Source organism: Piscirickettsia litoralis (assembly GCF_001720395.1).
Taxonomy (GTDB): domain Bacteria; phylum Pseudomonadota; class Gammaproteobacteria; order Piscirickettsiales; family Piscirickettsiaceae; genus Piscirickettsia; species Piscirickettsia litoralis.
Map to the genome: position 1 here is coordinate 29,854 of NZ_MDTU01000001.1, position 14,006 is coordinate 43,859.

A 14,006-nucleotide genomic window follows, 5' to 3' on the forward strand; every position below is an offset into this window, starting at 1 on the left:
GGGGGATTATGTATTTTATCGCATGGGAGAAAACGTATTGGCTGATGCTGATATAGCATCATTCCGCTGTGCCATTAACCGCTCTGGGCCGATTTATATGTAAGTTAGTGCTCTAAAGATATAGACTTCGAATGGCTACCATTTGAGCCGTCTGAGTGATTTTTAAAAAGTAGTAAAGGGTCTTTTGGGTTTGCATTGCTTGAATGAGAGAAGAATTTTTGATTCTCAAGGTCTTGTGCATTTAGCCCACTGAAAACCCACCCACGTTGACTTTCACTTTTCTCTCCATATCGAGCATAGTTCCGTATATCTCTTATACGTACCTCTTCGCCATTTGGACAGATTTTTCGTTTAAGTAAAGCGTTTGCAGGAATGTTTAGAAAATATACAAGGTTTTCAGCCATTGTTGTTGTATTAAATAATAAATCACGTTTTTGTTGAATAGAGGCCAAAAAGCACAGATCTTTTAGAGTTTTACATTGATTAAACAATGATTTTTTTGATTCTGATGTTAAGATTTGAAGAACCTGTTTGGTTCTCAAGAGTAGTTCTTCTTGAGTAACTTCTTCAATTTCCAAAATTTTTTGTGCTTTTTCTACACCCCCCCATCGCAATATTTTTATTTACCCTTTTACTGCTATTATTTATTTGATGTAAAATCGAATTGGACTCTATTTTAAATTTTTCAGGGTCTTTGATCAATTTATAAGCAATTTTCTTAATTAATTTTGTATGTAAGTTTCCTGCTGCTTCAAAACTTGCAGCTTCAAAGAGTATTAATTCTTTTAAACTAAGGGACTTAGGCGATAAACTTTTGTCAAAATTTAACAACCTAGCTATATCTAATTTAAGCCCTCCTGTTTCTTTAGAAACAAAATTATTGAATTCTTCATAAAGCTTCTCTCTATTATCTGCATATGTATTTGAATTTAGATCTAATTTTCCTATACTGGCTCTAAGTTCTGAAAATTTAGTTTCGATTTGACTCGAATCAACGAGATAGTTATCTATTTCACTAAACGGCCTGCTTCTATTTATTGAAATATTTTCATTAAATAAAGAGTTTCTGCCTCTTACTAATTCTCTGGCGCGTTTAAAACATTCTTTGATTTCAACTAGATATAATTCGTCTATACTTGGCATAACCTTCTAACCTTCTAACCTTCTAACCTTCTAACCTTATGCGGTAATTTGCTGTGTTTTATGTAATTTTATTTAATATCTTAAAATAGGTTATTTAACGTAACTCGTAGCAAAATATTAGTTTTGTAAAAAAGCACTTTTTTTTCGCTCATATGAAAACTAATTGTTTTTTTTCATTTTTTCACTATGCACCATATGGATTAGTTGTATAAAATAAATGATTTTTATTATGCTAACATGTAAATCAAGGTTGATAATCAATAAAAGACTCTGTTTTTCTATATGGTCGCAGACAGAGCACCACGGGCTTTCGGTCCGTGGGTGAATGAGCTGGCACCGTCACGTTAATTTGCTGATATAATGAGAGCTTTGTTTTAAGACTTGCTATGCTTTCATTTTAACCTAAAGATCATCGTTTTCCTGTCCAGATTATCAGTTATGTTGTTTGGCTCTATCACCGTTTTAGTTTGAGCTTTCGTGACATCGCAGAAATGATGGCTGAAGCTGTGTGAACAGGTGTCCACTTTTTCGGGTTAAGACCAATGACGTTATTTTTTATTTCAAGAAAAATGGCCGAATGAAAAATTCAGCCTTTGTTTTTAATGAACTATCTTATTGTTATGAGGCTGCGTTTACATTTAAATTGTCTTTATTTTTTTGTGTGGCGGTAATGACTGATTTTTTTAGTGACTGGTTTAAATTGTGGGATAAAGTCTTTGACATTAATGTCTGGGTGAATACTTTGGAAAACCTGTAAAAATTCCTGGGTTAGTTTGTGTGTTGGATTAAGCTGGATTAAAGGTTGTGCTTTTTTGTGTGATTCTTTCATTTTGACGGAAGAGGATAAATATGGCTCTATAACATTGAGATTATCATCGAGTAACTCTTGAACGACCTGCTGAGGGAGTTTGCTGGTAGGCTGGTATTGATTGATAACAATGCCTTCGATATCTAAATCTGGATTATGGTCATTGCTGATTTCGTGAATATTGTGGGTGAGTGTGTATAGACCTTGGCGTGAAAATTCATCACAATCAAAAGGAATTAGGCAATGAGATGCAGCAATCAGTGCTGAACGGCTGAAAAAATTAAAGGCTGGGGGGGTGTCGATGTAAATGGCATCGTAATCAAGCTGATCTAGCGTTTCTTTCAGTTTATAAATTTTATGACGTGATTCGAGTTTGCTGTGTAGTGTTTCTAGCTCAAGATTGGAGGGAACAACATTTAAATTTTCTATTTTTGTTGCCTGAATGCATTCGGCTAAAGGGCTGCTGGAATAGTTAAAGGAGAGGATATTGCTAAAAAAATCGGTGATGGTTTGCTCGCACTCACTATAGGCTTGTCCTAATAGGTAAAAGCTAGAATTAGCCTGGGGATCGAGGTCAACGACGAGTGTTTTTAAGCCGCATAAGGCACTGATGGCTGCCAGGTTACAGGTAATACTGGATTTGCCAACTCCACCCTTTTGATTAAAGACGACACGCTTCATGATGATACTTTCCTTGAGATCGCTGTAGTTTATTCAGTAAGTCTAACGAAACATTGTGTTAAGGTCGAGGAACTCGCTACTTTTTCAGTACTTTTTGCATAATTTGATCCATGCTATGATGCTGCTGCACTAATGTGGAGAAAGGCATGCAGCATAATGTATTTGATCGGCTGATTAAAGAATGTACGGTAAAAGAGGCGTGGCAATTGCGCAAAGCCTGGCGAGCCTGGTCAAAAAAGAATAATCCGGCGTATGCGAATGAGCGCTTAGAAAAAAAATTGCTGCATGCAAAAGCACGCGTTGAAGCACGAGCTGCGAGTGTCCCAGAGTTAAATTATCCAGAAGAATTGCCGGTCGCTAACGCTCGAGATGAGATTATCGAGCTGATTAAGAAGAATCAAGTGGTGATTATTGCCGGCGATACAGGATCGGGTAAAACCACTCAATTGCCTAAAATGTGCCTAGAGGCTGGCTGTGGGCAGCGTGGTTTTATTGGCCATACTCAACCTCGACGCATTGCCGCGCGTTCTGTGGCGGATCGAATTGCTCAAGAACTCGGTTCTGAGCTGGGTGAAACGGTAGGATATAAAGTACGCTTTTATGAAAAAGTCAAAGAAACAAGCTTAATTAAATTACTGACCGATGGTATGTTGCTTTCTGAAATGCAGCAAGATCGTTTGTTATTGCAATATGATACCATTATCATTGATGAGGCGCATGAACGCAGTTTAAATATTGATTTTTTGTTGGGGTATTTAAAGCAGCTATTGCCAAAACGCCCTGAACTTAAGGTGATTATTACCTCAGCGACCATAGACCCTGAACGTTTTTCGCGATTTTTTAATAACGCACCGGTTTTACGCGTTGAAGGACGGACGTATCCGGTGGAAGTGCGTTATCGGCCGTTATTGCAAGGTGAAATTGAGAAAGAAAGCAGTGATGCGATTTGTGAAGCGGTAAATGAGCTTTGGCAAAGTGGCCCCGGTGACATTCTCGTGTTTCTATCCGGTGAGCGAGAGATTCTAGATTTAGCGGAGGTATTGAGTAAAGAGTTTCCTCGGGCTGAGGTGATGCCGTTATTTTCGCGCTTAAGCTTAAAGGCCCAGCAAGCGATTTTCAAAACGTCAGTGCATGGCCGGCGCATTGTGTTATCGACGAATGTGGCAGAAACCTCGCTGACGGTGCCTGGGATTCGTTATGTGATTGATGCCGGTTTTGTCCGGATTAGCCGTTATAGCTATCGGACAAAAGTGCAGCGTTTGCCGATTGAAGCAATTTCCCAAGCCAGTGCCAACCAGCGTAAAGGGCGCTGTGGCCGTGTTGCTAATGGTATTTGCATACGCTTATATGATGAATTGGATTTTCAGTCCCGCCCTGAGTTTACTGACCCCGAAGTTGTCCGAACGAATTTATCCGCCGTTATTTTACAGATGGCGAATTTAGGCTTAGGTGATATTCAAGCCTTTGCGTTTTTAGATGCGCCAGATACTCGTTATATTAATGATGGCTTAAGATTGCTGAATGAGTTAGGGGCGATGGGGGCGGACCAGCGCTTAACTTCTTTAGGGCGAATGTTGGCTCGTTTCCCCGTTGATCCATGTGTTGGACGAATGATCCTCGCTGGTGCTGAGAAAAATGCATTAAGTGAAATTTTAATTATTGCTAGTGTCTTAAGTATTCAAGACCCTCGTGAGCGACCGCAAGATAAGCAGCAGCAAGCTGATGAAGCTCACAAAGCTTTACGAGATAAGCGCTCTGACTTTGTTAGTTTCTTAAAGCTTTGGGAAAGTTTATCGAAAGCACGTGAAGAGTTATCAAAGCGCCGTTTTCGTAGTTATTGTCGGGAAAACTTTTATTCGTATTTGCGTGTTGAAGAATGGAATGATGTTTATCAGCAGCTCTCTCAATTAGCGCGCGAGCAAAAGTTGCACTTTAATGAAGAGCCTGCTGATTATGATCATCTGCATCAGGCGATTTTAGCGGGTATTATCACGCAAGTGGGCATAAAAAGCAGTGAAGACCATTCGTATATTAGTACGCGTAACCGCAGTTTTCATATTTTCCCTGGATCGTCTTTATTTAAAAAAGGGCCAAAATGGTGCATGGCCTGGGAAATTGTTGAAACCGCGCGTATCTATGCAAGACAAGTGGCCAGTATAGATCCATTATGGGTAGAAAAAGCCGCCGAGCATTTGGTTAAACGCGAGTATTTTGAACCACATTGGTCAGTTAAGCGTCAGCAGGTGATGGCTTATGAAAAAGTTGTATTATACGGCATTACCCTGGTGGCTAAACGACCGGTGCAATATGGCCGAATCGATGGGAAACTTTCTCGTGAAATTTTTATTCGCAATGGTTTAGTTGGTGAAGAGTTGCGCAGTAATGCAGAGTTTTATCATCATAATATAAAACTACTTGAAGAAGTACGTCAGCTAGAACATAAGCAACGCCGGCGCGATATTGTCGTCGACGATGATGCCCTTTATCGTTTTTATGATGGGGTGATTGCAGAGCATATTCACAGTGCAATTACTTTAAAAAATTGGCTTAAAAAAGCAGATCAAAATCAGGTCCAGGCTTTATATATGCAGCGTGAAGAGTTATTAAATCACTTAATGGAAGATCCTGTTGCACAATTTCCAAATCAGTTACAAGTCGGTGGGTTTCAGTTTGCCTTGGGCTATCACTTTGAGCCAGGAGGGGTGCGTGATGGTGTGACGGCAACAATACCACTCGCTATATTGCCTCATTTGTCGAATGCAGCGTTCGAATGGTTGGTGCCTGGTTTTTTAGAAGAAAAAGTGACGATATTGATTAAAGCAATGCCAAAGTCATTGCGCCGTCAGTTTATTCCAGCACCGGATACGGCGCGCCAGGTTGTTCATCGATTAGACCGTCACCGACCGTTAACAGTTGCTTTAGCTTTGGCCTTAACGGCATTAAAGCGCGTTGAGGTGCCTGTTGATACTTGGGAGAGTGTTGAGTTGGAGCCTTTTTATCAGATGAACTTTCAGGTGATTAATGAAGAAAATAAAGTGATTGCGGAAGGGCGAGATTTAAAAAAGCTGCAAACTGAGTGTGCTGATCATGTTGAAATGATTAATAATCAGTCTGTAGGTGCAGAGAGTGAGGCTGAGATAAAAACTGTTGAAAGCTGGGATTTTGGTGATTTAGAAAAAACGATCACAGTTGAGAAGTTTTCCATGCAGATGCAATTATTTCCATGTTTAATTGCCGAAGGTGATCAGGTTATTTTAGGGACAGCACCGACTGAAGAGCAAGCCCATTATTATCACTTAGAAGGTCAAGTTTTACTGGCTATTAAGTCGTTACCTGAACAGGCGAAATACCTAAAGAAAGAGTTATTAAAAATTAGCAATCTCGCAGTTTATTTTGCCAGTTTGGGTGGAAAAGACGCACTGGTCAGTGATTTAGTAGGTGCTGTATTTGAAGCGACGTTTTTTGAAAATAAAAAATTAATTTTTAGAGAAGTTGAATTTAATCAATTATTGGAAAAAAAGCGCGGTGAATTAATTACAACCGGTGAGCGTATTGCGAAAATTGTGGCCGAGGTATTAAAAACGCGTAATGCGATTCAAAAGCAACTCAAGCAAAGTTCAAGCTTTGCCTTAATTGAGTCTTTCGAAGATATTAAAAAGCAACTCAATCATCTGGTTTTTGTTGGGTTTATTCAAAAAACACCTCTTAAATATTTAGAGCGTATGCCAATTTATTTAAAGGCGATTTTAAAACGTATGGAGCGCATGAATAATGATGTAAATCGGGATATTCGCCATACCCGGTTATTAGCTCCTTGGACAGAAAAGCGTGCAGAAGGCGAGCAGTGGGTGAAAAACCAGCAAGGTAATATCGAGGCGTTAATTGAGTTTCAGTGGATGATAGAAGAATACCGGGTGTCTGTTTTTGCACAAGAGTTAAAAACGTTATACCCAGTTTCAGAAAAGCGCTTAGCAAGCCAATGGAAGCAGGTCAAAGGTTAGGTGTCAGCCCCTTAGTTTTTTGTTATTACTGCTTGGGGAAAGAGAAGCTTGAAATTATATTTTTTAGTTGCTCTAAAGACATGCCGGAAAAGAGTGATAGTTCATGGTGAGGGAGACAAATATACTTATCATGGTCTTTGTACAGGCCATGTAGTAAAATATGTTTTATTACCTCAAGGTAACAAAAAGTCTTCACTGTGATTTGCGGATCTAATTTTACTGATTAAACTGTTTTTATAAACATAGACAGAGCTGGTTTTTACATTGAAAATACTCGCTATATCATCTGCTTTCAGGTTGTTAAATTGGGTGAGAATCATTAATAATTTAATATCAATTTTATTGAGTACTTCACCCTTATAAGATGCTTTTTCTATTACCTCTAGGCATTTATTATTTATAAGTTGCTCTAGGCTGCAATCTGTTTCGTGAACAATGCCAATAATTTTGCCGTCGTTCATCTGTGGGTACTTATGGAGAGTGCCGACAGCAAAGCTATCTTGATTGAGAATGATCCCTTCACGATGTGAAGATGCGATTTTCCCATTGCCAATATCAATAATATCTTGTATTGCTTGAGTGCAACCCAATGGAAAAGTAATATACTGGCTTACCCGACTGCCAATCGTTTCTTCTTGATTTATATTGTGAAGCTCAAGAAATGACCGACTCGCAAATGTAATAACACCTTGTAGGTTGGTAATACAATATATAGTGTTATGATTATTTCTCATTATATATACATCACATAAATATTAATGAATTACATCGTCTTAAGATTTAAAGATTTTTAGCTACAGTTTTCTGCTTTTTAACAGAGTGAAGGCCACTATAGCTTATATCTTAGTCTATAACAAGAAAAATTAAGAGGCTAACGTATGGGGCATCAAGGCGTTAACTCATTCTTGATGCCCTTAATGGTTTGGTAAAAATGCTAACCCCAAATATCGCTTTTAATTTTATTACCGAGTTTGCCGAGGCTGCTCTTATGAAACTCAGGCTGATTGCCTAAGGCGAGTTGATCGTTGTAGTCTTTGGCAAGCATAAAGGCGAGCTTAGAGAGCAATAATATGGCAATGAGGTTGATAAAGGCCATCACTCCCATAGCGACATCAGCCATGCTCCAGATCAGAGGGAGTTCGGCAAAAGCGCCAAAAAGTACCATTAATAATACAATGAGCCTGAATACAAATAGCAAGGCTTTACGTCTGCTTAAAAAGCCTAGATTATTTTCAGCATATGAATAGTTTGCGACGATGGTGGTAAATGAAAAGAATAAGATGGCGATAGCAATGAACTGATTGCCCCAACTACCGACCTGGCTAGAGAGTGCATGCTGGGTAAGAGCTACACCCGTTAAGCCACTTCCTGGACTCAGAGAGCCAGAAAGTAGGATGATGCTGGCTGTCGCAGTACAAATCACCATAGTGTCGATAAATACTCCCAGCATTTGTATATAGCCCTGAGCCGCTGGGTGCCTGGGGGTCGGTGATGCTGTTGCAGCGGCATTCGCAGCACTGCCAAGCCCGGCTTCATTAGAGAATAGTCCTCGTTTAATACCGTTCATCATCGCCTGTGCGATGGTGTAACCCAGTCCACCGGCAGCGGCAGAGTGAACAGTGAAAGCATCACGGAAAATTAAAGTAATCACATCAGGTAAGAGGGTGATGTGAGTGATGATGACATAAAAGGCCACTAAAATATAAGCCAGTGCCATAAAGGGGACGACCATTTCGGCAAAGCGTGAAATAAGGCGAATTCCACCGAAGATAATAATGGCGGTGATGACAACAAGGATCCAGCTCATCAGGCTTTGATCAACATTAAATGCATGATGCATTGCGTTAATAATCGTATTGGATTGTACTGCATTGAAAATTAAGCCAAAAGCAATAATCAAGCTGATGGAGAAGCAAACCCCCAGCCAACGTTTACCCAAGCCTTGCTCTATGTAGTAGGCGGGGCCACCGCGATAAGTGCCATCATCGGCTTTGACTTTAAAAAGTTGGGCTAAGCTGGCTTCAACAAAACTCGTTGCCATGCCAATCAGAGCGATTAACCACATCCAAAAGATAGAGCCTGGTCCTCCGAGGTAAATTGCGATCGCCACGCCTGCGATATTGCCGGTACCGACGCGCGCAGCAAGGCTGGTGCATAAGGCTTGAAAGGAGGAAATGCCCTGGTCAGTGGTTTGTCGGCTGTGTTTTACCACTGCAAAGATATGGGTGAAGTGACGTAACTGAATAAACTTTAATTTCAGTGTGAAATAAATACCCGCGAAAAATAAGGAGGTAGATCAGTAAATAGCCCCAAATTATACTATTGATGAAGTTCACTGCCTGACTGAGGAAATGATAAATGTGCTCCATAAACGCATCCTTGAATGATTGAAGTGATTACAGCCACTTCTGCTAGTACAAACAAAATGATTGCAATGATCAAGCCGCAGTGCGGTATTTATTGATTTTTAATAATGATAATAAAGAGTTATTGTTGATTGGATAAATTTTCACGCATTAAAAGGCTATGCATATTGTGCAAGCTCCTTTAAACTAGCTGCATTTGCCAGGATTTTAAATATACAAGGAGAGTTGCTTAATGAAGTTGTCTAAATCTTATCGGGCGATGTTACTGGGGGTGTGTTCACTTTCTATTGCCTCGGTTGCATATGCAGAATATAACTTTTATTTTATTAATAATACGGATCGGCCGGTGAGCTATCACTCGTTTATTGATACTCAAGCTGAGGGTTGTGCAAGTTTAGAGAGCCGTCGCTATCATGCTTATTCGGGAAAATTACAAGCATATCAGCGTGGAAAGTTATTGACGATTAATTATGACCAAGGCATTAAAAATGGAAAAATTTATTGCTTAAACGCGGATATTTCAAATGATAATAAAGATGGGAAAACACAGCATTTTCGCCTGACAACTCGTGTAAAAGGTGACCTCATTGGTTCAAGTATTATGAGTGCAAACTACCAAGCTCAGTCTCCTTCTTCTTTGGCTTCTCAACCGATTACTATTTTTGCCAGCAAGCCTGCCCCGAATAATGTTCAACTGGAGTCGATCGAACCTAAACTCTTATGGAATAACAAACCCTATAAGGTTTATGGTGCTGCGATTCACTATGGCGGCAGTGACCAATCGACCAATGAAATTGATTATGTGCTGGACCAAAGTGCGACTGAACCGCGTTATTCTCGCAATGATAGCGATGATCAATCTTTAGCCGTTGCTAGCTATAATGTGCAACTTTGGCCATTTTATGCCGGTGTGGCGATGCGAATGAATCAAGCGGCAGTGCGAGCGCAATTGATTCCTGAGAAAATTAAAGATTATGATGTCGTCGTTGTTGAAGAGTTAATGAGCAAAGCGCACCGTGAGGCCTTTATTAATGCAATGAAGCAAGATTATCCCTATTACTATGGCCCGACATTTGATAGTAAATTGTTAGGGGGTGGACAGATGATTTTTAGTCATTGGCCGATAGTCACCGGTCAACGTGCTAAAGAAATATATAAGGACTGTAGCGATGTTGATTGTAATGCCGCTAAAGGCGTGCTATATGTGCGGATTCAAAAGGGTCATATGCTCTATAACATTATTGGCACACACCTACAGGCGACAGAAGGGCAATCAACAGAAGCTAAAGATACGATTGCTCGAGATAAACAGTTTAAACAACTTGAACAGTTTATTGCTGATCGGCATATCCCGAAAAGTCAGCCGGTAGTCATTGCTGGGGATCTCAATGTCGATTACCAAAAATGCCATATTAAAGGTGATTGCATCGAGCTTAAGCAAACAATTCTAGCAGTTGATCCAAGTTATCAGCCTTGGTCGAACATTAATGTATTACCCTATGGGGGTGATTACACTAAGAATCTGATGAACACCGGGACTTATGGTGAGATGGATGATTATGTTCTGGTCAATCAAAGTTATTTAGCCAAGGATCAGCCACAGCAAACGCGTATTCGTGTGATACGTGGAGTGAATAACACAGATATGTATGATGGCGGCTCACTTGTACCTTCAGCGCCTTATGCAGAATTGGATTTATCGGATCATTTTTTGTTTGAGAGTCAGCTCCATTTTCCGCGTGAGTTGTTTTATGATAAGACACGTTAATTTACCTTAAAATTTGCTATACTCAGGGGCCGAGTGAACTAAGGTGATAAACAGCGTGAAACGTATTCAGACTCTGCCCCGTCATTTAACCAATCAAATTGCTGCTGGAGAAGTGGTTGAGCGCCCTGCGGCTGTGATCAAAGAGCTGGTTGAGAACAGTTTGGATGCTGGGGCGACACGCATTGAGATCGACATTGATAAGGGGGGTGTGCAGCGAATTAGTTTACGTGATGATGGTCATGGCATTGCTAAGGACGACTTAAAGCTGGCCTTGGATCGTCATGCAACGAGTAAAATTTCGACCATAGAGGATCTAGAAGCGGTGGAAACCTTAGGGTTCCGTGGTGAGGCTTTAGCCAGTATCAGCGCGGTCTCGCGTTTTTGTCTACAATCACGCACAAATGATGAGGAGATGGGCTGGTCTATCGAAATGGAGGGTGAAAATGACCCTGATTTGTTGCTTAAGCCGATCGCACACGGACTAGGAACCAGTATTCACGTTCGTGATTTATTTTTTAATGTGCCGGCGCGACGCAAGTTTTTACGTGCTGAACGCACTGAGTTTTTACATATTGATGAAACTGTACGCAAAATCGCTTTAAGCCATTTTCCAGTTGCCTTTAAGCTTAGTCATAATGGTAAGGTTATTTTCGATCTAAAAGCAGCGGTTTCTTTGACAGAGCAGCGCGCACGGGTAGCAAAGCTTTGTGGTCAGATGTTTGTTGAGCAAAGTTTATACATTAATGAAGAAATTAATGGCTTGTGTTTGCGGGGGTGGATTGCGAAACCGACGTTTTCAAGAAGCCAGGCGGACTTACAATACTTTTATGTCAATGACCGGATGATCCGTGATCGTGCGTTAAATCAAGCGGTTCGGCAAGCCTATCAAGATGTCTTATATTCTGGCCGTTATCCGGCGTTTGTCCTCTTTTTAGGCTTAGATCCGGTTGAAGTGGATGTGAATGTGCACCCGACTAAGCAAGAGGTGCGCTTTTCATCCGGCCGACAGGTGTTTGGCTTTATTCGTAAAGTTTTGCAAGAAGCCTTAAAAAAGACCCAACCGGCTTATGAAACCCAAGGACAAGTAGAGCAGCAGGAACAAATAACAGCGATAAGCGCTTCACCTTCAGAGCCTGTCGCTATTACAAAAAATCAAGCTTATTCGCTAAAAGCGGCTTCAAATACGGGTAAAAAACCATCGATTCGCGTTGCGGCCGCACAACCTTTAGCGCTCAAAGCGCAAGCAGTGAAAGAGCAAAAAGGGCCTTTACAGCTTTATGCCCAGCTTTTAGAGGTAAATGATGAAAAAATAGATGAACAACCTGAGCTTAAACTTGCTAAAAAGCAGAATGCAAACATGACTCATGCTCCCTCTAAAACTTGTGAAAACAAAAAAGGTCAAGAGAAAACACCGCCGTTAGGGTTTGCTTTAGCGCAATTAAAGGGAGTTTATATTCTCGCAGAGAATGATTCGGGTTTGATTTTAGTCGATATGCATGCGGCTCATGAGCGTGTTGTTTATGAAAAGCTAAAGCAAGCCTGGCAGGAGGATAAGCTGGCAACGCAAGCGTTACTTATACCATTATCATTAAAATTATCCCCGTTAGAGATTGAACGCTTAACAACATGCGAAGAATTATTTCAAAAATTAGGCTTAGCTGTCAGTGTCACTGGTTTTGAAACGGCACTGATTCGTACAATCCCAGCCTTATTGAAGCAAGAGCATGCAGAGCAACTTGTTAAAGATGTAATCAGTGATGTCAGTCGTTTTGGTGATAGCTTTGCAATAGAAAATCACTTAAATGACATTCTAGCGACGATGGCCTGCCACGGTGCGGTGCGGGCGAATCGCCAGCTGAGTCTTCCAGAAATGAATGCGCTATTACGAGATATGGAAAAAACTGATCATGCCAATCAATGTAATCATGGTCGCCCAACCTGGACAGCACTTGACATGACCGCCCTCGATAAACTGTTTTTAAGAGGGAGGTAGTTGATCATGGTAGCAGCAGATTTAAATCGAGTCGTATTTTTAATGGGGCCAACGGCTTCAGGTAAAACAGATTTAGCGATGCATTTAGTTGAAACAGGACCATATGAAATCATCAGTGTGGATTCAGCGATGATTTATCGGGATATGGATATCGGCACGGCTAAGCCGAGCGCCGAGGAGTTAAATCGTGCACCACATCGCATGATCAGCTTTTTGGACCCGAGCGTCCCTTATTCTGCGGCCGACTTTCGTTTAGATGCTTTAAAGCATATCGAAGAAATTATTGGTGCAGGTAAAACACCGTTACTTGTCGGTGGTACCATGCTCTATTTTAAAGCTCTACGTGATGGCCTGGCCGAGTTACCGGCAGCGGATGAAAATATACGGGCGCAATTGCAACAGCGTGCAGACCAAGCAGGCCTAGAAATATTACATCAAGAGCTTGAAACTATTGATCCGGTTTCGGCTAAGCGCATTCACCCAAATGACCCACAGCGTTTATTAAGAGCGTTGGAAGTGTATCAAATCACCGGTAAAAGCCTTACTGAGTTATGTCAAGAAAATGATCAAACGCCCTGTCCATATCCCATTACGGCGATGGCTTTAGCACCAGCTGATCGCGCTGTTTTACATGAGCGTATCAAATTACGTTTTGAAAAAATGATGGAATTAGGCTTCTTAGACGAAGTGCAAAAAATTGTATCAGCGCGGAGATTTAAAAGAAGATTTACCGGCAGTGCGTGCCGTTGGTTATCGACAAGCCTGGCAGCATTTATCGGGTGAGCTAAGTTATGATGAAATGATCGAGCGCAGCGTTATCGCAACACGCCAATTAGCAAAACGCCAAATGACATGGTTGCGTAGTTGGCCAGAATTGCAGTGGTTTGATAGTTTATCAGAAACGATATGGCAGGATGTGGATGGGTGTTTAGATGAGGAGAGCTCTGACACTCCAAGGACTAGAAAAGATTAAAATGGATTTTCTCTGTGAGTAAAGGGACTAAAAATGAACAAAAGATTGCTGAGTATTGCATGTGGGCTATCAATAATTCGGTGTAAACGCTCTTTCTAAATATACTCGATTAAACAGCTTTCGAACTCAATTATAAATCGATTCAAAGCTGTTTTCCAGTTTCTTAGAGTATGTAAACCATCTCACCCGTTGAACCTGTATTTGGTTCTAATTCAGGATCAAGTTCTAGATATTCTTCTTCTGTAATTCCTAGATAGTCAGCAATTTCTTTGC

The 14,006-nt window shown here is 40.8% G+C and carries 10 protein-coding genes; 5 read left to right on the plus strand and 5 right to left on the minus strand.

The window, feature by feature from the left end:
* Window positions 1-104: 104 nt before the first annotated feature.
* The 3 genes from BGC07_RS00125 to BGC07_RS00135 form a co-directional block, all read right to left on the minus strand.
* Window positions 105-578 (minus strand): hypothetical protein, encoded by a 474-nt coding sequence (locus tag BGC07_RS00125; RefSeq protein WP_069311480.1) that lies wholly within the window; start codon window positions 576-578, stop codon window positions 105-107.
* Window positions 568-1,143 carry a hypothetical protein gene (locus BGC07_RS00130; protein WP_069311481.1) on the minus strand — a complete coding sequence of 192 codons (576 nt, stop codon included), beginning with the start codon at window positions 1,141-1,143 and terminating at the stop codon, window positions 568-570. Before BGC07_RS00130 ends, BGC07_RS00125 begins: the two co-directional genes overlap by 11 nt.
* A 649-nt stretch (window positions 1,144-1,792) precedes the next feature.
* Window positions 1,793-2,632, minus strand: coding sequence for a ParA family protein (locus BGC07_RS00135; RefSeq protein WP_069311482.1), 840 nt, complete (start codon window positions 2,630-2,632; stop codon window positions 1,793-1,795).
* Window positions 2,633-2,778: 146 nt separating this feature from the next.
* On the opposite strand from BGC07_RS00135, the gene hrpA reads away from it, so the two are divergent.
* Entirely contained in the window at window positions 2,779-6,633 is a 3,855-nt protein-coding gene (gene hrpA / locus BGC07_RS00140) for an ATP-dependent RNA helicase HrpA (RefSeq protein WP_069311483.1), read from the plus strand.
* A 173-nt stretch (window positions 6,634-6,806) separates the two neighbouring features.
* On the opposite strand, the gene BGC07_RS00145 is transcribed toward hrpA, so the two are convergent.
* Window positions 6,807-7,367 carry a hypothetical protein gene (locus BGC07_RS00145; RefSeq protein ID WP_235602795.1) on the minus strand — a complete coding sequence of 187 codons (561 nt, stop codon included), beginning with the start codon at window positions 7,365-7,367 and terminating at the stop codon, window positions 6,807-6,809.
* A 200-nt stretch (window positions 7,368-7,567) separates the two neighbouring features.
* The gene (locus tag BGC07_RS00150; protein ID WP_201258157.1) at window positions 7,568-8,905 is read right to left on the minus strand and encodes an alanine/glycine:cation symporter family protein; all 1,338 of its coding nucleotides are present in this window, start codon (window positions 8,903-8,905) and stop codon (window positions 7,568-7,570) included.
* A 326-nt stretch (window positions 8,906-9,231) separates the two neighbouring features.
* Between BGC07_RS00150 and BGC07_RS00155 the strand changes: the two genes are divergently transcribed.
* The 4 genes from BGC07_RS00155 to BGC07_RS22855 are packed head-to-tail and all read left to right on the plus strand — an operon-like array spanning window position 9,232 to window position 13,733.
* Window positions 9,232-10,767 (plus strand): sphingomyelin phosphodiesterase, encoded by a 1,536-nt coding sequence (locus tag BGC07_RS00155; RefSeq protein ID WP_069311484.1) that lies wholly within the window; start codon window positions 9,232-9,234, stop codon window positions 10,765-10,767.
* Window positions 10,768-10,822: 55 nt separating this feature from the next.
* Window positions 10,823-12,760 carry a DNA mismatch repair endonuclease MutL gene (gene mutL / locus BGC07_RS00160; RefSeq protein WP_069311485.1) on the plus strand — a complete coding sequence of 646 codons (1,938 nt, stop codon included), beginning with the start codon at window positions 10,823-10,825 and terminating at the stop codon, window positions 12,758-12,760.
* Between the two features lie 6 nt (window positions 12,761-12,766).
* A complete protein-coding gene (gene miaA / locus BGC07_RS00165) occupies window positions 12,767-13,543 on the plus strand; it encodes a tRNA (adenosine(37)-N6)-dimethylallyltransferase MiaA (protein ID WP_268801575.1) in 777 nt (258 codons plus the stop codon).
* Window positions 13,497-13,733: a hypothetical protein gene (locus BGC07_RS22855; protein ID WP_268801576.1), complete on the plus strand. Its 237-nt coding sequence runs from the start codon at window positions 13,497-13,499 to the stop codon at window positions 13,731-13,733. The genes miaA and BGC07_RS22855 overlap by 47 nt, the downstream gene beginning before the upstream one ends.
* Window positions 13,734-14,006: the final 273 nt, after the last annotated feature.